The organism is Leptospira congkakensis, assembly GCF_004770265.1.
GTDB classification, from domain to species: Bacteria; Spirochaetota; Leptospiria; order Leptospirales; family Leptospiraceae; genus Leptospira_A; species Leptospira_A congkakensis.
The window spans coordinates 206,761-226,962 of the sequence record NZ_RQGQ01000017.1; the positions used below are offsets into that span (position 1 = coordinate 206,761).

The 20,202-nt window shown below is 38.7% G+C and carries 21 protein-coding genes and 1 tRNA gene; 15 read left to right on the top strand and 7 right to left on the bottom strand.

The genetic code is table 11. The features are described from left to right. Positions 1–50 precede the first annotated feature (50 nt). From EHQ70_RS18600 to EHQ70_RS14440, 5 genes are all read left to right on the top strand, one after another. Positions 51–200 carry a hypothetical protein gene (locus EHQ70_RS18600; RefSeq protein WP_002972862.1) on the top strand — a complete coding sequence of 50 codons (150 nt, stop codon included), beginning with the start codon at positions 51–53 and terminating at the stop codon, positions 198–200. A gap of 3 nt (positions 201–203) precedes the next feature. Further along, entirely contained in the window at positions 204–677 is a 474-nt protein-coding gene (locus EHQ70_RS14425; protein WP_135587575.1) for a thioredoxin family protein, read from the top strand. Positions 678–743: 66 nt separating this feature from the next. Continuing rightward, on the top strand, positions 744–1,286 hold the full coding sequence (locus EHQ70_RS14430) for a hypothetical protein (RefSeq protein ID WP_244288392.1): 543 nt from the start codon (positions 744–746) through the stop codon (positions 1,284–1,286). Positions 1,287–1,406: 120 nt separating this feature from the next. Next, entirely contained in the window at positions 1,407–2,837 is a 1,431-nt protein-coding gene (locus EHQ70_RS14435; RefSeq protein ID WP_135587580.1) for a flavin-containing monooxygenase, read from the top strand. Then, positions 2,782–3,561, top strand: coding sequence for a M23 family metallopeptidase (locus EHQ70_RS14440; protein WP_135587582.1), 780 nt, complete (start codon positions 2,782–2,784; stop codon positions 3,559–3,561). The genes EHQ70_RS14435 and EHQ70_RS14440 overlap by 56 nt, the downstream gene beginning before the upstream one ends. A 25-nt stretch (positions 3,562–3,586) precedes the next feature. Here EHQ70_RS14440 and EHQ70_RS14445 read toward each other — a convergent pair whose 3' ends face one another. Together EHQ70_RS14445 and EHQ70_RS14450 are read right to left on the bottom strand one after the other, a co-directional pair. Further along, positions 3,587–3,898: a hypothetical protein gene (locus EHQ70_RS14445; protein ID WP_135587584.1), complete on the bottom strand. Its 312-nt coding sequence runs from the start codon at positions 3,896–3,898 to the stop codon at positions 3,587–3,589. Positions 3,899–3,977: 79 nt separating this feature from the next. Then, entirely contained in the window at positions 3,978–5,570 is a 1,593-nt protein-coding gene (locus EHQ70_RS14450; RefSeq protein ID WP_135587586.1) for a sodium:solute symporter family protein, read from the bottom strand. A gap of 678 nt (positions 5,571–6,248) precedes the next feature. Between EHQ70_RS14450 and EHQ70_RS14455 the strand changes: the two genes are divergently transcribed. The 10 genes from EHQ70_RS14455 (at position 6,249) to EHQ70_RS14500 (ending at position 14,783) form a co-directional block, all read left to right on the top strand. Further along, positions 6,249–7,421, top strand: a complete 1,173-nt coding sequence (locus tag EHQ70_RS14455; protein WP_135587588.1) for an ACP S-malonyltransferase — start codon at positions 6,249–6,251, stop codon at positions 7,419–7,421. After that, positions 7,421–8,377, top strand: coding sequence for a WYL domain-containing protein (locus EHQ70_RS14460; protein WP_135587590.1), 957 nt, complete (start codon positions 7,421–7,423; stop codon positions 8,375–8,377). The genes EHQ70_RS14455 and EHQ70_RS14460 overlap by 1 nt, the downstream gene beginning before the upstream one ends. Before the next feature lies 1 nt (position 8,378). Continuing rightward, complete coding sequence (locus EHQ70_RS14465) at positions 8,379–9,296, top strand: 4-(cytidine 5'-diphospho)-2-C-methyl-D-erythritol kinase (protein WP_135587592.1); 918 nt, start codon at positions 8,379–8,381, stop codon at positions 9,294–9,296. Positions 9,297–9,300: 4 nt separating this feature from the next. Continuing rightward, positions 9,301–9,376, top strand: a tRNA-Gln gene (locus EHQ70_RS14470). Positions 9,377–9,403: 27 nt separating this feature from the next. Next, entirely contained in the window at positions 9,404–10,165 is a 762-nt protein-coding gene (locus EHQ70_RS14475; protein WP_135587594.1) for a sugar phosphate nucleotidyltransferase, read from the top strand. After that, positions 10,162–11,103, top strand: a complete 942-nt coding sequence (locus tag EHQ70_RS14480; RefSeq protein ID WP_004784340.1) for a ribose-phosphate pyrophosphokinase — start codon at positions 10,162–10,164, stop codon at positions 11,101–11,103. The genes EHQ70_RS14475 and EHQ70_RS14480 overlap by 4 nt, the downstream gene beginning before the upstream one ends. Before the next feature lie 17 nt (positions 11,104–11,120). After that, on the top strand, positions 11,121–11,753 hold the full coding sequence (locus EHQ70_RS14485; RefSeq protein WP_004785697.1) for a 50S ribosomal protein L25/general stress protein Ctc: 633 nt from the start codon (positions 11,121–11,123) through the stop codon (positions 11,751–11,753). 19 nt (positions 11,754–11,772) lie between these two features. Beyond that, complete coding sequence (pth, locus tag EHQ70_RS14490) at positions 11,773–12,336, top strand: aminoacyl-tRNA hydrolase (protein ID WP_004786830.1); 564 nt, start codon at positions 11,773–11,775, stop codon at positions 12,334–12,336. A gap of 29 nt (positions 12,337–12,365) precedes the next feature. Beyond that, on the top strand, positions 12,366–14,318 hold the full coding sequence (gene ftsH, locus EHQ70_RS14495; protein WP_135587596.1) for an ATP-dependent zinc metalloprotease FtsH: 1,953 nt from the start codon (positions 12,366–12,368) through the stop codon (positions 14,316–14,318). Positions 14,319–14,327: 9 nt separating this feature from the next. Beyond that, positions 14,328–14,783: an EVE domain-containing protein gene (locus EHQ70_RS14500; protein ID WP_135587598.1), complete on the top strand. Its 456-nt coding sequence runs from the start codon at positions 14,328–14,330 to the stop codon at positions 14,781–14,783. Between the two features lie 16 nt (positions 14,784–14,799). On the opposite strand, the gene EHQ70_RS14505 is transcribed toward EHQ70_RS14500, so the two are convergent. Genes EHQ70_RS14505 through EHQ70_RS14525 form a run of 5 tightly spaced genes read right to left on the bottom strand, consistent with a single transcriptional unit; the run spans position 14,800 to position 20,132 of the window. Further along, entirely contained in the window at positions 14,800–15,195 is a 396-nt protein-coding gene (locus EHQ70_RS14505) for a response regulator (RefSeq protein ID WP_135587600.1), read from the bottom strand. After that, positions 15,188–17,221 carry a PAS domain S-box protein gene (locus EHQ70_RS14510; RefSeq protein WP_135587602.1) on the bottom strand — a complete coding sequence of 678 codons (2,034 nt, stop codon included), beginning with the start codon at positions 17,219–17,221 and terminating at the stop codon, positions 15,188–15,190. The genes EHQ70_RS14505 and EHQ70_RS14510 overlap by 8 nt, the downstream gene beginning before the upstream one ends. Before the next feature lie 53 nt (positions 17,222–17,274). Further along, entirely contained in the window at positions 17,275–18,117 is an 843-nt protein-coding gene (locus EHQ70_RS14515; RefSeq protein ID WP_135587604.1) for a CAP domain-containing protein, read from the bottom strand. 8 nt (positions 18,118–18,125) lie between these two features. Continuing rightward, on the bottom strand, positions 18,126–18,698 hold the full coding sequence (locus tag EHQ70_RS14520; RefSeq protein ID WP_208729562.1) for a hypothetical protein: 573 nt from the start codon (positions 18,696–18,698) through the stop codon (positions 18,126–18,128). A gap of 48 nt (positions 18,699–18,746) precedes the next feature. Further along, positions 18,747–20,132, bottom strand: a complete 1,386-nt coding sequence (locus EHQ70_RS14525; protein WP_135587607.1) for an SLC13 family permease — start codon at positions 20,130–20,132, stop codon at positions 18,747–18,749. Positions 20,133–20,202 lie beyond the last annotated feature (70 nt).

Genomic DNA, 20,202 nt, shown 5'->3' on the forward strand with positions numbered 1-20,202 from the left:
CAACCAAGGTTCGCATTGACAGAAAGGAGAGGCAAAAGAATCTGGTTGGCATGAACGCAAAAACAGCAAAAATCCTCGGCAAATATGCAACCTTCAAAGGTGTTTCAGAAAAACAATTGAAACGCGATTGGTTGTCTCTTTCCCATATCGATAAAGATAAAAAAAGACAAGAAATCCTAAAAGAAATCGCTAAGAAATAAGATATGCGGAAGTATCCTTCCGCTTTTTATATGGAACACAGATTCCGAATTCTTTTCTCCTTCCTATTTTTTGGATTCACACTTACCGCTGTCTCCTACTGTTCCAAACAAAGTGACATAATATTTTCGAATTACGAAGAAAGTTTGGTTTTGGCAAAAAACTCAAACAGAAAACTCATCGTAGTTTTTGGCGCCGACTGGTGTCCCGACTGTAGAGCATTAGATGGGATCTTTGAAGAACCAGAACCAAAAGCTCTCCTCAAAGAAAATTTTATCCTCTTCAAAGTAGATGTGGGTCGTTTCGACAAAAACTTAAGTCTAAATGATACACTTGGGAATCCCATTGAAAATGGAATTCCTGCTCTTGTTGTCATTGACCCTTCAGGTAAAATTCTCACCTCCACCAAAGGAGGAGAATTCTCTAACGCGAGTAAGATGACAAAAGAACAAGTTTTAGAATATTTATACCGTCTTTAGGAGAAGTTTGTTTTTAACAAACAGTTCGATTTTATGAACCAAACCAAAAACCAATTAACAGATAATATGTTCTCATATAAATTCAAAACAACTTTTCAATTTTTTAAAAACTCAAGTCTATCTCTTATTTTGCTTTTAACTTTTTCTCTTTCCGCCGAAGAACCGGCCGCTCCGACTCTTGTTCTTGGGAATGTACTTCCGGAAATCAATTATACCAATCAATGGGAAGAACCAAGTCCCATTCCATCAGAAACTACAAAGGTAATTTTTATTGCTGATATGGATGCGAGTAAAATCATCCATCCAATTTTAGAGAAAGAAGGAAAAGGATATTTGGAATCCAAACAAGCTGTATTAGTCTCTGATATCCACAGAATGCCTTCGCTAATTTCAAAATTTGTAGCTTTGCCAAAGATGAAATCCTATCCGTATACTCTTCGTTTGGTGAGAGAAGAAAAACTGGCAGACCCTTTTCCAAGAACAAAAGGATCCTTAACTCTGATTCAATTAAAAGCAGGGAAGATTACAAAGATCCAAATATCCAATCTGGAAGCGGAGATTCGTAGTTTTCTCGAAACCCAAGAGAAACCTTCCCAATCCAATCGTTAAACATCGAATATATGTCAAAATGACGATTTTTTTCCTTAGAAATGTAAAATCTTCTTGATAACGACGTTCGCTATTCACAAAATCTCTCCCTAGTCTATCTTTAGTTGCGAGAGAAATACTATGGCACTTCCTAAAGTTTGTGTAATTGGGGCCGGTTCTTCCGGTATAACAGTCATTAAATCATTAAAGGAAAATGGAATTCCTTTTGATTGTTATGAAAAAGGAAGTGATGTTGGCGGTAACTGGCGTTATAAAAACGACAATGGCCTCAGTAATATTTATAAATCCCTTCATATCAATACTCACAGGGATCGTATGGAATACCGCGATTATCCCATGCCCACAAATTATGCGGACTACCCTAATCACGAACCCATTCAAAATTACTTTTTATCTTATGTGGATCATTTCGGACTTCGTAAACACATCCAATTCAAAAATGGAATCAAAAAAGCAGAACGAACCGAAGATGGAATTTGGAAAATCACTCCAGAAAAAGGTCCTGTTAAATACTATGACGCGTTAGTTGTCGCCAATGGACACCATTGGAATGAACGTTGGCCGAATCCCGCTTTCCCAGGAAAATTTTCTGGCCAAGTCATACATTCCCACTCCTATGTTGACCCAAAAACACCCGTTAACTGCGAAGGCAAAAATGTTGTTATCCTTGGTATGGGAAATAGTGCCATGGATATCTCTGTGGAACTTTCTAGACCTGGGGTTGCTAAAAAAGTATTTTTATCCGCAAGGCGTGGTGCTTATGTCATTCCTAACTATCTATTTGGAAAACCATTAGATAAACTTACAGAATACACACCTCACTGGGTTCCGTTTTTTATCCAACAAACACTCGCTCACCTTCTGATTCGATTTGGTGTTGGGAAAATGGAAGACTTCGGTTTGCCAAAACCAGATCATAAGTTTGGTTCTGCCCACCCAACCATCTCTCAAGATTTACTCGTAAGGCTTGGCCGAGGGGATATCAAACCAAAACCAGTGATCACAGAACTCAAAGGTAAAAAAATCGCCTTTGCGGATGGAACAGAAGAAGATGCTGATGTTCTCATTTACTGTACCGGATACAATATCAAGTTTCCATTCTTTGATGAAGATTTTTTATCAGCCCCCGATAACTACATCCCTCTTTACTACAAAATGATCAAACCAGGAATCAATGATTTATTTTTTGTAGGACTTATGCAGCCATTAGGTGCTATTATGCCACTGGCGGAATGCCAAGGAAAATGGATTTCACAATATCTCACTGGAAATTATGTATTACCTTCCAAAGTGGATATGGAGAAATTCATCGAACGTGACCAAGAAAAAATGAAAAAAAGGTATGTGAGTAGCACTCGCCACACCATCCAAGTGGATTATGATTCTTTTCTTTATGAGATGAAAGAAGAAATGGCAACAGGTAAAAAAAGATCCGCGAAACTCGGAAACCATTTGCCAATCGAAGCACGAGCGGAATTCCTTTCGGAAGGACGTCATGATTCTTTTAAATCTTCGAGATCTTCTAAAAAGAAATTGGTTCGCAGCAAATAACCAATTTTTTCCTTTTTTACTCACAATCTGTCTATCGCTACTTGGGACAGGTTGTGTTTCCAAAGGTTACACCTACCAAGGAAATCCTCTCTTTGGTTGGATGGAATCTTCTGGCGAAGTTCGTGCCACAGACCCTTATCCCATTCTCAAACGATATCCTTCTTTCCAAGCGACCGACTTCGAATTCCCAGTAGGTGGAAAGTATGCCGAAGGATTCTACTTAGCGCAAAAGTTTGGAGCCGAAAATGGTAAGTTTGGTGGTAGAAAACATTTAGGCGAAGATTGGAATGCCATCACGGGAGGTGACAGCGATTTTGCTGCTCCCGTATACACTTTTGGTAACGGAGTAGTTTCAGAAATTGCCGACTATGGTGGTGGTTGGGGAAAGGTAGTTCGAATTGTTCACTACCATAATGTAGGGAACGGAGACTTCTGGTATTTGGAATCTGTTTATGCCCACCTACATACAATCGATGTAGAACCAGGTCAATTGGTAAAAAAAACAGAATGGATCGGAACCATCGGTGATGCTGGTGGAAGTTATCCGGCGCATTTACATTTCGAACTTCGTTCGACCATTGGTGCACCGTTAGGTGGTGGATATGCGTTAAAAACAGAAGGATTTTTACCACCAACACGGTGGCTTATGCAGTATGGACCGAAGGAAAAATCTTTTACGGAAGAAAGTTTTCAGTATCTACTGGAAAAAGGCGGAACCCTTTAGCTTAGGCTTGTATCTTTCTAAAAAATTAGTAACTACTGATAAAACCTAATACTTCGTCTTCTTTTTCAGCATTTGTGTCATAAAAATTACAATGAATCTCAAACAGAGGTTCGTTCCCTATTTTTTCGCTCTTCAATGTTTTCACCAGAAAGTCAACAGAACCTGTCATGGAAATCATCTTTAAGGATATTTTTAATATCGAAGGCACTTCAATGTCATAAGGATGGTAAAACATGATTCCTCTTGCACTGATGTGTTTTTTAGAATCATAATCCCTTAGATGTTCCAATTGAACTTCGAACGTAGCTGGAATTTCTGTATAATGATTTGGTTTCATAGTCTTCGTGTATATAGCAACAAACATAGGATAATTAAACCCTCATTCAATTACTATTTTATTACGTACGTATAAATCTTTATGCAAAAATGATATTAAATCCGGCAAGAAGGACAATTAATCCAACTCCCCAGGCTAAAATTCGTGGATCCCAAAACGGATTTGTTTGATCTCGATCGGAATAAACAAGTCCGTGTAAGTCTTTCTGTGGATCTTCTTTTTCAATCAAACTAACAATCACCATTGTTAAAAAACAAACCATTCCGGAAACGATAGCTCCGTAAAAGTTGGAAACCATATCTGATTTGTAATATATTCTCCCCAATGAATATAGGATAAAATGAACGAGTCCACTCGCTGTTCCGAGTAACATTCCGTAGAAGGCACTCCAACCAGAAGCACGTTTCCAAAACATTCCAAGTAAAAATATAGCGATTAAAGGAGCATTAAAAAATGAAAATAACAACTGGATGTAGTTCATAATATTCTCAAACTGCATCGCGATATAGGATGCAAAAATAGCAAATATAACTGCAAACATTGTACAGAGTTTTCCAATTTTTAAATAATCCTTATCCTCTCTGTTTTGGTTGATATATGTTTGATAAATATCATAAGTAAAAATTGTGTTCATTGCGGTGATAGAACTGGACATACCAGCCATAAAGGCAGCTAACAGTGCAGTTGTCCCAAGACCCAACATTCCTGAAGGATAATAATTTTTTAGTAAAATTAAAAAACTTTTATTATATTCTCCATTCATTTCTTTAGAAAATTCAGTTAATGCAATTAACCCTGGTATGACGGTTAGAAATGGTAAAAACAATTTAAACATGGCTCCGATAAGAGGAGTTCTTCTTGCCGCTCTATAATCTTTGGCAGCCATTGCTCTTTGTACTTCAGTGAACCCACAAGTCCAATAGGAAAAAGATAATACAAAACCAAGGCCCACTGTTACACTTAACAAATCCCAACCTAGTTCGTTTTGTCCATTGGTTAGTCCCGACCACATATGTTTGTGTGAATGTGGGATTTTTTGCATAAGGCCATCCCATCCACCTAACTTTGTTAACCCGATAATCACTAAAGGAAAAAGACCAAGAACTGTTAAAAAAAATTGCATCACCTCTGTATAAATCGAAGAACTAAGTCCTCCAAAGTATGTATAAACCAAAACTATACAGGCACTAAAAAGAATCGATATGTGAGGATTCCAACCAAACATCGTTTCAAAAACCAAAGACAAAGAATAAAGATAAATCCCCGATCCAAGTGCTAACGATAATAATGTGATAGATGCATTTAAGAGGTGCGCTGGTCGATTAAACCTAAAACGTAAGTATTCTGGAACACTTCTGATTTTTGAAGAATAGTAAAATGGCATCATAAAGATCCCAAGAAAAATCATTCCAGGAATCGCACCTAGGTAGTAGAAGTGAAAGGTTAAAAATCCATATTCGGCACCACTGGCACTCATCCCGAGTAATTCCAGTGCGGAGATATTGGCGGAAATAAAAGCAATGCCCGTAATCCAACTGGGTATCTTTCGACCTGCCAGAAGGAAATCGCTCGATTGGTTCATGGATTTCTTCAGAAGAATCCCAATCAGAACCATAAACCCAACAAAAACAAATAGGATGGAATAATCGATGGGAGCGAGCGAGACAAACATACGCTCGCATATGATGGGAAAATCGGACTTTGTAAAGAGGAAATCCCGAATCACCCCTGCCTGGAATTATTTTCCTTCAAAATTTTGAAAACCAACCGACACTCAATGTAACTCTTTGAACGAAAAAGACTATCCGAATTATGTCGCATTACTAGATTCGGAACCACCAGGAGGATCTATGTTCTATCTTCTTTTAGCCCTTCTCCACGAAGACTATTCTTCCGGCAGAATCGATTTCTCTACCTATTTTGAAAATACCGTCCTTTTAGCCTTAGATCATGAACGCATTAAGTTCAATCTAGAACAAAGTAAAGCCGCTTAAATTGGTAACTTTTGCGATTTAGAAAGTCGCTCACTTCTGAGAGGGGCTTTCTTTCTACACTGGTTATCCTTCAATACTGCCTTTCTTTCGTAAGTGGCTTTCTTTGGAAAGTCACTGGAAAAGGTAACTCACTTTCTTTTTTCACCCGCTTTCTTTAGTAACGAAAGATCCAAAGTAACCCAGTTTCCATCGATCCAGACCTTCGGATTTCAGTGACTTTCCGTCGAAATTCACTCTCCAAAGACATTAAATGCAAAAATCCACTCCCTTTCTTAGGTTCCTCCCTCGAATTTTCTCCTTGTTCTAGGAAGTCCGATCTGTATGGTAACAGAAAAATCATATCTCAGGAAGATAAAATGACATCGGCCAAACTCCTTACTGGTACCCTCCAAAATTCACAAAAATTTTTCCTTCAATTTGGAGGACAGGGTTCACCTTATCTAAAAGAACTCGTAAAATTATATGCAGAACCAGAACTCAAAGAATTTTTCGAAACAAGTTTCAAAACCATTGCTGAAATTGCCGCTCGTGATGGCAAAAGTCCGCTTCTCAATGAAGGATTTGATTTCAAATCTTGGATTGAGAATCCAGATGGCGCTCCTTCTGAAGATTATCTAGCGCGCGCACCGATTTCTGTTCCAGGAATCTTTATGACACAAATTGCAAATTACGTTTTAGTTTCAAAACGTGGTTACCCAACAGCTGAACTCATCAAAGCAACTGGTGCTGTCAGTGGACATAGCCAAGGGGTCATTGCTTCTGCTCTTGTTGGTCTTGGAAAAGACGGAGCCGATTTTCTAACTGCATACTCTGATTTCTTAAAATTTGTTTTTTATCTTGGATTCAATGGTCAAAAAGTTTACCCTAACTTTGTTGTTCCGGAAGAAGTTGTGAAAGAAAACGAAGCCAATGGAGATAAAAATCCAGCACCAATGGTTGCAGTGATTGGTTATTCAAAAGATGAATTAGAAGAAAGAGTTAAAAAAACAAATGATTCCCTTGGACTCAAAGGCCAAGACACAGTTTTCATTTCTCTATACAACACTCCAGATTCCATGATTCTTTCTGCACTTCCTTCTTCTCTTCTTGCATTCCGTAAACAATGGAAAGCAGAAATGGATGAAAAGAAATTTAAGTTTGTGTATTTGAAAACAACTGCACCTTTCCATTGCCCATTTATGGAAACTTCACTTGATAAATTCAATGCGGAAGATGCATCTGTAGTTCCATTCCCATATACCGGTGCTGATCTAAAAGTTCCTGTATACAGTATCTTTGATGGTCACAACTTACAAAAAGATGGGAACCTTCGTGACATTCTTTTTAAAATGGTCCTCATTGAGCCACTTTACTGGGATTTGGCGATTGCTCCTATCTTTAATGACAGTGCCATCAACACAATCATTGACTTCGGACCAAGTGTTGTGAGCCAAAGATTAACTGGTGGACATTTAAAAGCAAAAAACATCGAAAAACAATCATTATGCGCATCTAATGCAAAGGAATTAAAAGTAATTCTAGAAGCATAATGAATCCATCTACTGCTCGGGCCGCTTCCAAGTTAAATTTAATCCGCCTTCTGGCTTCACATCCAGAGGGGCTTGGATTAGAAGAAATTCAAAGCGTAACGGGTCACAAATCAATCGCTGCTCTCAAAAAAGATTTGGGTGAGTTGTATATGATTGAGATGTATCCGTATTCTCCAACTGATGCAGTAGATTTAGATTTTGATGGGGAGAAAGTAAAAATCCGACTCCCCATTGCTGTTGATTCTGCACTACCGCTTTCCCCAAAAGAATGGTCTCTCCTTCGTTCGCTTCTAATCACTGATAAAAACACCGAAGATTCTAAAGTTAAAAAATCCATTTTAGACAAAATTGATTCGGTCATTCCTTCGGGAGACTGGTCTCCTTACCAAAAAACAAAGGAAACCATAATTGAAGCCATTGGTGCAAAAAAAACACTAACAATTGTTTATTGGAAAAGAGACACCCAAGAGAAAGAAACAAGAACTTTAGCTCCTTGGTTGTTATGGGAAGAAAATGATTCTTACCTATTGGCTTATGATTTGGCAAAAGAAGGATTCAGATCCTTTCGATTGGATTATATTTTAGACCTTAGTATTACTGATACAAAATATCCAACCCTACCTGATACAGCAGGGGAATTCCTAGAAGGATTCAAACAATTGTTTGGTGCCGATTCCGAAAACAAAGAAAATGCAAAACTTTGGATCACGGATGGAGCTTCTTATCATTTGGGAATGAAACTGAACCTGACACCAACAGGGAACCAAAAACAAATTGGTGATTCTAATTATCGAGAATTCCAAGCTCCTATCCGAGACCAAAATTGGTTCATCCAAACCATTTTGGGATATGGAACTTCTGTGTTTGTTTCTGAACCAAAAGAAATCAAAACTTCCATCCAATTGCACCTACAATCAGTAGCACCATCAAAACCAAATCTCCATTCGTTATCTTAGTATGACTTCAAAATTCATTTCGTTTGGAAAGATTAACATTGGTTTGTTCGTTCCATACAAAAGAAAAGATGGACTTCATGAAATCCGAAGTGTTTTTGTTCCCATTAATTTGGGAGATCCGATGGAAATAGAGGTAAACCCTCTACCAGATGGTTCAAACTCTGTGCTCCATCTCGTTTCCGAAAATCACCTAAAGGGTTATCGACATTCGAAATTCGAAGAAGTTTCCGAAAGAGGAGATTTCACTAGAAACATTCTCTATAAGGCCTTTCAAAAGTTAGTCACTTACCTTTCTCATCCTGTTTCCATTTCCATCCACTTACAAAAGTATCTCCCTCCTGAAGGGGGAATTGGTGGTGGGAGTAGCAATGCAGGGTCTTTTTTAAAAGAAACCTTCCCTTTGACAAAACTTTCCAAAGAAGAGCAGATTTCCCTAGCGAAGTCGATTGGGGCCGATGTCCCCTTTTTCCTCCAATCTTCCGCTTGTTTTGTGAGTGGGATCGGTGAGGTGCTCGAACCCATTTCTGTTGCCGAAGGAAAAGGGATTTTGGCCATCCCTCCCTTCGGACTTTCTACCGCATCTATGTACGCAGGCCTTCAAAAAAGTTTACAAAAACCCTATGGTTCCCAAGTATGGAAATCTCTGGCAGAGGATTTAATTCGAAGTCTTCAGGTCGGGGATTGGGCATACCTGCAAAACAGGCTTGAGAACGAGTTTGAAAAAATCGCTTTTCAGACCCAACCCTTACTAAAGGAATTGAGATTAGGGTTTTTTGAGTCGGGAGCAGTCTATGCTTCTTTATCGGGTTCGGGTTCTTGCTTTTACGGCATTTATCCTTCAGATAGGGAAAGAGACGAGGCCCTTCGCATTGTCTCCAATCGATTTCCCGATATGGAATTTCGAACGTTCTCTTTTTAGAAACTGGCCTGTAGCCAAGCGGTAAGGCAGCGGTTTTTGGTATCGCCATTCCCTAGGTTCGAATCCTAGCAGGCCAGCCAGTTTTAAAAGATCCGATAGAACGAACGATGAACCTACATAATACTGTAACTGCTGTTATTTTGGCGGCGGGGAAAGGAACTCGAATGAAGAGTGAACTTCCCAAGGTTGCGGTTGTACTGAACGAATCCCCACTTTTACTTCACGTTCTTCGTAATATCGAATCCGCCGGCATCGAACGAAAAGTCGTCGTTGTTGGTTACCGCAAAGATATCGTTACCGATATCGCAAAATCATTCTCCGGTGTAGAATTTGCCGAACAAACAGAACAATTGGGAACAGGACATGCTGTCCTTTCGGCAGAAACTCAATTAGCACCTTATACTGGCTATACGATAGTTGCCTGTGGCGATGCCCCTCTCATTTCTGCAAAATCGTTTTCTGAACTTATAGAACTTCATAAAACCAACGGATACTCAGCGACTGTTCTTTCCGCCAAGATGGAAAATCCAACGGGTTATGGTCGTATCATTCGTTCTGCAGATGACGGCAGCCTTTTACGCATTGTAGAAGAAAAAGATGCAAGTCCTGAAGAGAAAGTTGTGAACGAAGTGAACACTGGAACCTATTGTTTCAACACTGAGGATTTGTTTGGTGCCTTAAAACAAATTGGTAATCACAATGCTCAAAAAGAATATTACCTTACAGACGTGATTAAAATTTTTAGAACTTTGGGAAAAAAAGTCGGAGCAAAAACTTTGGCAAATGCGTTAGAAAGCCACGGTATCAATTCTCCTGATGATTTGGCTCTCGCAAAACAATATATAGATAAAGGGTTGGTTGGAGTATGAATCCCAGCGAAGTAGTTGTATTTTCTGGAAATGCAAATAGACCTCTTGCCGAGGAAATTTGTAAACATCTGGGCATTCCGAACGGCCAAATCTCTGTAAAGAGATTCTCCGATGGAGAAAGTTCTGTAAAAATCGAAGAAAACGTTCGTGGCCGTGATGTGTTTGTGGTTCAATCCATAAGCTATCCAGCTAACGACAGCTTAATGGAACTTTTACTCATCATCGATGCTGCAAGAAGAGCATCTGCGCGTCGAATCACTGCGGTCATTCCTTATTATGGTTATGGACGCCAAGATAGAAAAGTGGAACCACGGGTTCCGATTTCTGCTCGTATGGTTGCTGATTTGATTGAAACTGTTGGTCCAGATCGTGTCCTTACTATGGACTTACACGCAGACCAAATCCAAGGATTCTTTCGTATTCCTGTAGACCATTTGTATTTCTCGCCAGTCCTTGCTGAGTATATCAACTCACTGGGTATGGAAGACCTCGTGATTGTTTCTCCAGATTCTGGTGGAGCTGAGAGAGCCCGTAACTTTGGTAAAAAAGTAAACGGATCACTTGCCATCATCGACAAACGTAGACCAAAAGCTAACGAGTCTGTGGTGATGCATGTCATTGGTGAAATCAAAGATAAAAACTGTTTATTATTGGATGATATGATTGATACAGGGGGAACCATTGCGAAAGCAGCCACTGCCCTGTACCAAAATGGAGCAAAATCGGTATTATGTTGTGCATCTCACGGAGTTCTCTCTGGAGAAGCGCCAATTAAATTGAATGAAGGTAACTTCAAACAAATCGTGCTCTCAAATTCTATCGCCATTCCGGAGACCAAAAAAATAAATCACTTGAAAACGCTCTCCATCGCCCCACTCTTTGCTAAAGCCATCGAGCGGATTCATAACGAAGAATCAATCTCTAGTCTGTTTTCATAACTTTAAGGAACATAATCATGGAAAAAATCAGTATCAAAGCACAAACAAGAACTTCTAAAGGAAAAGGTCCTGCAAGAAGAATGCGTGTGGAAGGTTTAGTACCGGCGAACATCATCGGAAACGGTGAAGCAAGATCGGCAAGTGTTGTCGAAAAAGAAATCCAAAGACTCATCGACTCCGGAATCCGTAAGGCAACTCTCATCGACCTCGAACTTGATGGTAAAACAGAAAGAGTTTTCGTAAAAGAAATCCAAAGATTTCCACACACAGGTCAAATCCGTCACATCGACTTCTTTAAAGTAACTCCTGGTAAAAAAATCCTTACAACAGTAGCCATCAAAACTACTGGTGTTGCGAAAGGATCAAAAGCAGGTGGACAGTTCGAACATCTAGTTCATGAAATTAAAGTTAAATCTACTCCTGAAGACTTAACTGACGTAATCACATTAGATGTTGCAGGTTTGGATATCGGAATGATGATCAAAGTTTCTGAAATTCCTCACCCAGCATCTTGGGAAATCCTTGTGAATGGTGATCCAATTGTTGCTTCTTGTAGCAAAACAAAAGCGATCTTAGCTGCAGAACGTGCTGAAAAAGCAGAAGCAGACAACAAAGGGAAACCAGCAGCTAAAAAAGCTGGAAAGAAATAAGATCTACTTTTAGGAACCAATGAAGTTAATTGTAGGGCTGGGAAATCCTGGCGATAAGTATAATAACAATCGATCTAACATTGGTTTCAAGATTCTAGATGTCATTGCGAACAACATTGGCATCGAAATCAAAACAAAGAAAAAGAAATCTCTCATCGGTCGTGGTGACTTTGAAGGGGACGAAGTGGTTTTGCTCAAACCACAAACCTTCAGCGACCTATCCGGTGAGTCGGTTCTCTACATTGCCTCCTTTTTAAAAATCCAGGTAAAAGATATCGTTGTCATCCACGAGGACGTAGGCCTTGAACTCGGTCAGATCGTGGTCACCAAAGGTGGGGAAAACGACGTCAACCCTGGGGTCAACTCGGTTTCTGTCTCATTACGATCCCCCAATTTTATACGAATTCGGATCGGCGTTCTTAATTCGAGCTTCAATCCTAAAAAAAGAGAAGAATTTTTACGTGAAGATTTTGAGCCATTAGAGAACCTGAGTTTGATACAGATCATCAATGACGCCGAAGCGGCGATTCGTTCCATATCCATGGGGGATATTGACGAAGTGATTCAGAAATATCACCTTTGATTTCAGTCTAATCATCGAGAAGTCTTTACATGAATAAAAACATCAAAACCGTATTTCTATTTTTACTCGTATTCCTTGTCATTTTGGCAACGGTTTATAAAGGTCAGGACTTCGCTGGTAAACCCGACGAAATCAGTTATTCCGATTTTTTAAATATGGTAGAACCCATCGAAGGTAAAAAGCCGATCGGGAAAATTACCTCCAAAGACGGAAAGGAAGCTTCCGCAAAACAACAAATCATCATTGATCGTGAGCTCATTGAAGGTTGGTACATTCCTGAAAATAGTAAGGACAACAAACCAAAACTCTTCAAAACCAATGTAGCACAAGTGAACGATGATTTGGTGACAAAACTTCGTAAGTCACGCCTCAGTTTTACTGCTAAATCTACAGAAGAAAATAAGTTTTGGAGTGTTGTTTCTGGCATCATTCCTTGGTTATTCGCTCTTGGTATCATTTGGTTCATTATGATGCGCCAACTCCAAGCATCTGGTAACAAAGCATTTACCTTTGGTAAGTCTCGTGCCAAGATGAATGTGGATCCAAAAGTCAAAGTAACATTTAACGATGTTGCTGGATGTGAAGAAGCAAAAGTTGAGTTACTCGAAATCATTGAATTCTTAAAAGATCCAAAAAAATTCCAAGCCATTGGTGCAAGAATTCCGAAAGGAGTTCTACTCGTGGGTCCTCCAGGAACTGGTAAAACCTTACTTGCGAAAGCAGTTGCTGGAGAAGCAGGAGTTCCTTTCTTTTCCATTTCTGGATCTGACTTCGTAGAGATGTTTGTGGGTGTAGGAGCGTCGCGAGTACGTGATCTATTTGACCAAGGAAAAAAGAATGCACCTTGTATCATCTTTATCGATGAGATTGATGCTGTCGGTCGTCTTCGTGGTGCCGGCCTTGGTGGTGGTCATGACGAAAGAGAACAAACCCTCAATCAGATGTTAGTCGAGATGGACGGATTTGAAATGAACGAAGGTGTCATCGTGATGGCGGCAACAAACCGCGCGGATGTCCTTGACCCAGCCCTCCTTCGTCCCGGTCGTTTTGACAGACAAGTGATTGTAGATCTTCCTGATCTAAAAGGTCGTGAAGAGATTTTAGCAGTTCATGCTAAAAAAGTTCCGTTAGTATCTGATATTTCTCTGAACTCCATTGCACGCGGAACTCCTGGATTTACAGGAGCAGATCTTGCCAACCTCATCAACGAAGCGGCCCTTCTTGCAGCACGACGTAACAAAAAACGTGTGACCCAAGAAGAATTGGAAGAAGCTCGCGATAAGGTGATGATGGGACCGGAACGTAAGTCCATGTTCATCTCTGACAAAGAGAAAGAAATGACCGCTTACCATGAAGCGGGACATGCCCTTCTTGGCACCTTACTACCGTATACCGAACCGGTTCATAAAGTAACCATCATCCCTCGCGGACGTGCCCTTGGTCTTACTCAATCATTACCTGTGGAAGACAGACATTCCTATCGTAAAAACTATTGTTTGGATCGAATTGTAATGTCTATGGGTGGATACATTGCCGAAGAACTGATCTTTGGTGATCCTTCCAATGGATCTTCTAATGACATCCAACAAGCAACAAACATTGCTCGTCGTATGGTTTGTGAATGGGGAATGTCTGAAAAACTCGGAACCATCCATTACGGATCTGGTGAAACTTCTCCATTTATGGGAAGAGATTACGGACATACTAGCAAACCTTACTCTGAAGAATTTGCAGCAATGATCGACCAAGAAGTCAAACGGATCATCCAAACTTGTCTCGACAAAGGTCGCGATTTGGTGAAAAAGAACCAAAAGAAATTGGATGCGATTGCCAAAGCGCTTCTTGCAAAAGAAACCATTGATGCTCAGGAACTAACAGACATTGTCCAACCATCCTTTGATAAATTCTCTGATTCCAAATCGGGATTAGGATCTAAAAAAGGAAAAGGTGCTTCGGCAACAAAACCTGCATACTCTTCCTAAGAGACATCAATGAAGTATTGGCTCTTTAAAACAGAACCAGATGTATTTTCCATCGACGACCTAATAAGAGAAAAACTCTCTTATTGGGAAGGTGTGAGGAACTACCAAGCACGTAACTATCTCCGCGACGAAGTCAAATTAGGTGATATAGTTTTATTTTATCATAGTAGACTTGATCCACCTGGGATTGTAGGAATTGCCGAAGTGGCAAAGGAAGCAACTCCCGATCCGTATCAATTTGATCCGAACCATAAATACTTTGACCCCAAACTGAAAGGAACAGAACCACGATGGTTTGGAGTCCACTTAAAACCTCATACAAAGTTTAAAGAATTAATTCCTTTGGATACACTTCGTACAACGAAGGGATTGGAAAAAATGGTGGTGACTCAAAAAGGATCGCGGTTGTCCATCCAACCAGTGACTAAGAAGGAATTTGACATCGTTGTCAAAATGGCAAAGTAAAGATCTTAAAGAGACTTCAATTCATTGCGTAAATAATTTCTTTTAATTTTTCTAGGGTGATGGGTTTTACAATATAATTTCCACTAAGATTGTATTTCTCTGCCCTTCTCATATCATCCTCGCTAGACGAACTAGTGACAATGTATATGGTAATTTTCTGATCTAGAGAGATAGAAGTAATTTCGTCTAAAAATTGCCAACCATCCCAAACCGGCATATTCAAATCTAATAAAATTAAATCAGGTAAAGTTTCGGATTTAGAAATTCGAGAGACAAGCATATCATACGCATCTTTACCGTTTTGGCAAACAAGAGTCTGTTTCACAAGCCCCGATAGGGAAATGATTTGTTTTGTCAAAAAAAGATGAACGGGATCATCTTCCACAACACAGGCTAAATTAATTTCATTCATAGGGTAAAAATACAGTAAACTTTGTACCCAATCCTACGGTACTTTCAACCTCTATTTTTCCTCCCATCGTTTCTATTTGGTTTTTTGAAATGAATAATCCAACTCCCCTCGCCTCAATATTTTCATGAAATGTTTTATACATTCCAAAAAGTTTATCTCCATGTTTTTTGAGGTCAATTCCTTGCCCATTGTCTTCAAATTGAACTTCTATGAATTTATTTTTACGAATTCCAGAGATTTTTAGAAAACTATCCCGATCATTTGCTTTGTATTTAATGGCATTGGTGATTAAATTTAAAACAATACTATCTAGATAAGCAGGAATGACACGAACCAGAAATTGATTTGGTAGATTTATCTCTACTTTTAGTTTTGATTCTAAAATTTGTAAGGCCAAACTTTCTAAATTTTTCTGAACCACCTGCTCAATATCAACCAATTCATAATTTTCCTGGGCTAAGTTTACCTTAATGACTGCCGTAAGATCTTCGATTGTACGTTTTAGATTTTCTGTGGCTCCAAGTAACAATGACATCATTTCATTTTGAAAATAGTCAGGGTAGGTTCTTTGTAAAATATCCATCATCCCACTAATTCCAAAACTATGAGAACGTAAATTATGAGAGACGATGTTAGTGAAATTTTTTAACCGATGGTTTTGTTCGTTTGTAATGTCGAGTAACGATTGGATTTCTGCTTCTGCTTTTTTAAGTTCCGAAATATCAACTGCTACACCGAGATAACCAGATATTTTATCATTTTGTTTTACGGCAGTTATGGACAAAAGAACAGGAAATGTAGATCCATCTTTTCTTTTATGTGTCCATTCCAAGGTATTTGGTTTTCCAATTTTTGCATTGTAAGTTAAAATCTCAAATCCTTCGAGGGAACGATTGTATTCGCTAGAAAGTAACTTTCCTCTATTTTCTACCTCTTTTTCTATATGAAAAATCTGAGGTGTAAACTTACCAATAAGTTCGTCTGCAATATACCCCAACATTTTTTCAGCACCATGATTGAAATCAGTTATTGTTCCTTCGGTATCAGTGCTAATGATGGCAACAAGTGTACTAGCATCCAAAATTGCTTGGTTTTTTGCCAAAGCTATCTTTAATTTTTGTTCAACTAACTTCCATTCAGTGATATCTATAATTTGAGATACAAAATAAAGAACCTTTCCTTCATCATTTTTTACCATAGAAACTGCTAAAATGGCGTATACAATGTTACCATTTTTATGGAAATATCGTTTTTCCATTTGGTAAAACATTCGTTTGTCAGCAACGAGCTCTTCTAAATATGTTAAATCTGCATTTAAATCATCTGGATGCGTGATGTCTTGAAACGTGAGCAACATGAGTTCTGCTTCCGTATATCCGAGAATATCACAAACACGTTTGTTTACCCTGAGCCATTTTCCATTTTCATCCAGTAAAGCCATCCCAATGGCTGCGTTATCAAAATTTCCACGGAAGGCAGCTTCCGTCGCACGAAGTTCTCTTTCTATTTTTTTGATCTCACTGATGGCTTGGTTGGATCCAAATACAGACAAGGTGGATTCATTCGGACTACGTCCTTGTAAAATCAATTCACTCATCGGTATTTCTTTTGTTCTTTGGTCGATTAAATCCGCAGTTCTCTTTGTAATTTCTTCCAGTAGTCTGATCTGGGTTTCTTTTAATTTTTTAGATTTCTCATCGAAAATAACGAGGTAACCCAAAACCACTCCTTCCTTTTCCTTTTGCACTAACGGAATTCCAATATAAAATTGGATAGGAGCGATTAAGGATGAAGGGTTTACTATGAAATTTGATTTTGGTTCTAGATTTTCAAAGATAACAATGTCTTTTGTTTCACCGAGTAATTCTGCAGAAAAAGATATAAATATGGAGTTTTGATCTGGTAAAATTCCATATTCGGCCATCGGCATTTGTTCATTTTCTTCTAAAGCGGTGATCAGAGAAATTTTTGAATCAGTAACTTGAGCTGCAAGTTTTGCCAAAAAATAAAATTCATTTATGTCCAATAAAACAACTTCCTAATGTTCCAAAGATTCTGATCAGAATCTTTTATTTGTTTTTAAGGTTTTGCTGTGAATACTTGTACAGCTTTCACCTTGTCTATATCATAAAACTTTTTGTCTTTGTAAAAGGAAGTTCCAGCACCCATATATGTGAATTCTGGATTGAGAATGTTCTTTCTGTGGCCTGGTGAATTAAACCAAGTTTCAACAACGGCTTTTGCCAGACTCAAATAAGTATGATTGGGAATGGGTGTTCCCGCTTTAGTATAACTGAAAAAAGCCCCACCGTTTTGAACAGGTGTGAATACGGCGCGGCCTCCTTGGTATTGAATTCCAAAGGAATTGATAATATTTTCTGCAGAATATGTATCAGAAATTCCCACCAAATCCAAACGATCTCGTAAAGTTTCTTTTCCATTCACTGTACTTGTATGTGAATAAAAATCATAAGTTACCATGTCTTGGGCATGTCCAAAAGCGGCTTGTTCACATTTTTCTGAATACTTAAACGGACGTAGGCCTAGATTTTTTCTTTCTTTAGAACTTACATAAAAAATAGCAGCATTTAACAATGGATAATCGACTTTTGCAAAGTCAATATTTGTATTTGCCGGTGCATAAGAAGGAAATGTATCTTCTGTAAACACATCATACTGTTCTACCTTCCATTTATCAGATTCTGGAAGTTCTCTACCATCTTCGATACTTTCTAAAAATGCTAAATTAGGATCTTGTGCTTCGACCACTTTTTCTACTGGCTCTGGTTTTTTAACTTCAACCACGGGAGCTTTTTTGACTTCGGGAGTTTTACAAACAAAGGCAAAGGAACAAAAAACAAAAATGATGGTTAAGGTTCGAAAACGAATTGAGGATTGGTTTGGTTTTGTAAAAAAGTTCATAAAATCTCCTATAAGTAACGATTGTAATCTTGCACCACATTGTGGATTAGATTCTTTTCTTTATTGAAATGAATTGTTTTCGCTTCTTTGATTCCTGCTTCCCAAATAAAAATAAAGGGTACTCCAAATAATGTAGAATGTTTTTGTCTGTACTTTTCGCGTCCCACAAGTTTATCATTTATATAAAAATCAGCATGAAGGACTCTTTCCTTAGAATAAATAGACGGTAACAATCCAGCAGTTCCTAACATAAACAAGGTGGAAATGGATGAGATCCAAAAATGTTCATATTCATTCACTTCGCTTGTGTACAAATCGATATGGTGATTGGCTCTGACACCATCAGATAAAACACGACCAAAATAACCCGTCTCCATTAGATACTTAGTATAAATAGACGTAATTTCTCGTTTGGTTTTATCATTTTCGGGAGTGGAAACTTTGATGGTAAGGATTGTTATTTGTTGTTTAAAGTCTGGTCTTGTGATGATGGGAACATCTTCACTCATATAATTATAACAAGAGGAAAGAAAAAATGAGACAAAAGCCGTGAAAAATAGCAGAAATCGGAAAGTTCGCATAATTCGAAAATAGAGTAATGGAACTAAAGGAGAGGAAAAGTCTTTTTTTTAAAACTTAGAAAAATCGACGATGCCCAATATATGTAAAATCAGGCCTCCAAGAGTCACAAACAAGATCCAAGCAATGATGGAAATGATGCCACCTACCTTTAACATCTCAAAACTTTTGATGCCACCATAACTAAAGGCCAATGCATTGGGTGGAGTGGACACAGGGAGTGGCATTGCAAGGGAAGCGCCGATGGTAGCACCAATTGCCGCAGGCAAAATGAGATGAGTTGGCAAACCCATGGTAATAGGAAGGATAAGATTGGCAACACTGGTATTACTGAGGAAACAAGAAAGCCCAAGTGATAGGATAGAAAAAAACAAAAACAAACCCAATTGATTTGAATCACCTAACATAAAAATTTCGACAAAATGTTTTGCAAGACCTGTTTCTTCAAAAGCTTTTCCGAGAGCAATTCCCCCTCCCATGAGAATCAAAACATCCCAAGACAAGTTCCGGAATTCTTTTAGGTCTAAAAGTCGAAATCCAAAAAATACAATGATGGGAAATAGAGCAACAGTTCCGTTAGAAAATCCATGTAGGTCAGAACTGATCCAACCTAAAATGGTGATCGTAATGATACCCAAAGCAATCGAACGATCTCTCTTCGAAACTAATACACTGGAATCAGAAATTTGAATTGATGCGATAGAAAGTTCTGATTTGTCCTTTTTTAAATACACAATGTACAAAAGTATAGCAAGTGCCAATACAGAAAGGATGAACACTGGAAAGGCAAAGGCCATCCAGTTTAAAAATCCAATTTCCAATCCTCTTTCTTGTAAATATCCAATTCCAATCACATTGGGAAGTGTTCCCACAGGTGTTCCGATCCCACCTAGATTTGCAGAAAAAGGAACGATAAAAAGAAGTGATTTCCTTAAAGGATTGTTCTCTTCTAAGGATTTCATCATCGAAGAAACAAGACCAAGCATCATGGCAGCAGTAGCTGTATTGTTCATGAAACAAGATAAAAAACCTGTGGCAAAACCCAAAGAAAGCACAAGTAAAAAGGCTGAACCTTTCGTTTTTTGGATCACAAAACGAGCGATGGCAGAATCCAATCCATAAGATGTGATTGCTGAAGAAATGACAAAGCCACCTAAGAAGAGTAAAATGGTCTCAGAAAAATAACAAGAAAGGAAAGTAATCGTTTTTGGGGCACCTGGTCCCCAAGCGGGAATCAACCAGACCAATTCCAAAAATAAAACTAAAAAACCCGTGACATAGAGTGGAAAAAGTTCTGTCACCCAAAGGAAAGAAACTAGTAACGCAATGGCTAAATTGATCTCTTGTGGCCGAGTGAGACCGAGCCAGAGTTGATACCAGCCAAAGAAGGCAGGGATGACGGCAAGACTTGAAAATACAATACCAGCTCGAATCATTGTGACTTGACGATTTACACTCTCCTGATACTTTTTCGATAGACTCGAATCGTTTCAAGCAAACAAATAA

Coding starts and splice junctions, on each gene's coding strand:
- EHQ70_RS18600 (WP_002972862.1), top strand. CDS start 51: ATGAACGCAAAAACAGCAAAAATCCTCGGCAAATATGCAACCTTCAAA.
- EHQ70_RS14425 (WP_135587575.1), top strand. CDS start 204: ATGCGGAAGTATCCTTCCGCTTTTTATATGGAACACAGATTCCGAATT.
- EHQ70_RS14430 (WP_244288392.1), top strand. CDS start 744: ATGTTCTCATATAAATTCAAAACAACTTTTCAATTTTTTAAAAACTCA.
- EHQ70_RS14435 (WP_135587580.1), top strand. CDS start 1,407: ATGGCACTTCCTAAAGTTTGTGTAATTGGGGCCGGTTCTTCCGGTATA.
- EHQ70_RS14440 (WP_135587582.1), top strand. CDS start 2,782: ATGATTCTTTTAAATCTTCGAGATCTTCTAAAAAGAAATTGGTTCGCA.
- EHQ70_RS14445 (WP_135587584.1), bottom strand. CDS start 3,898: ATGAAACCAAATCATTATACAGAAATTCCAGCTACGTTCGAAGTTCAA.
- EHQ70_RS14450 (WP_135587586.1), bottom strand. CDS start 5,570: ATGTTTGTCTCGCTCGCTCCCATCGATTATTCCATCCTATTTGTTTTT.
- EHQ70_RS14455 (WP_135587588.1), top strand. CDS start 6,249: ATGACATCGGCCAAACTCCTTACTGGTACCCTCCAAAATTCACAAAAA.
- EHQ70_RS14460 (WP_135587590.1), top strand. CDS start 7,421: ATGAATCCATCTACTGCTCGGGCCGCTTCCAAGTTAAATTTAATCCGC.
- EHQ70_RS14465 (WP_135587592.1), top strand. CDS start 8,379: ATGACTTCAAAATTCATTTCGTTTGGAAAGATTAACATTGGTTTGTTC.
- EHQ70_RS14475 (WP_135587594.1), top strand. CDS start 9,404: ATGAACCTACATAATACTGTAACTGCTGTTATTTTGGCGGCGGGGAAA.
- EHQ70_RS14480 (WP_004784340.1), top strand. CDS start 10,162: ATGAATCCCAGCGAAGTAGTTGTATTTTCTGGAAATGCAAATAGACCT.
- EHQ70_RS14485 (WP_004785697.1), top strand. CDS start 11,121: ATGGAAAAAATCAGTATCAAAGCACAAACAAGAACTTCTAAAGGAAAA.
- pth (WP_004786830.1), top strand. CDS start 11,773: ATGAAGTTAATTGTAGGGCTGGGAAATCCTGGCGATAAGTATAATAAC.
- ftsH (WP_135587596.1), top strand. CDS start 12,366: ATGAATAAAAACATCAAAACCGTATTTCTATTTTTACTCGTATTCCTT.
- EHQ70_RS14500 (WP_135587598.1), top strand. CDS start 14,328: ATGAAGTATTGGCTCTTTAAAACAGAACCAGATGTATTTTCCATCGAC.
- EHQ70_RS14505 (WP_135587600.1), bottom strand. CDS start 15,195: ATGAATGAAATTAATTTAGCCTGTGTTGTGGAAGATGATCCCGTTCAT.
- EHQ70_RS14515 (WP_135587604.1), bottom strand. CDS start 18,117: ATGAACTTTTTTACAAAACCAAACCAATCCTCAATTCGTTTTCGAACC.
- EHQ70_RS14520 (WP_208729562.1), bottom strand. CDS start 18,698: ATGCGAACTTTCCGATTTCTGCTATTTTTCACGGCTTTTGTCTCATTT.
- EHQ70_RS14525 (WP_135587607.1), bottom strand. CDS start 20,132: ATGATTCGAGCTGGTATTGTATTTTCAAGTCTTGCCGTCATCCCTGCC.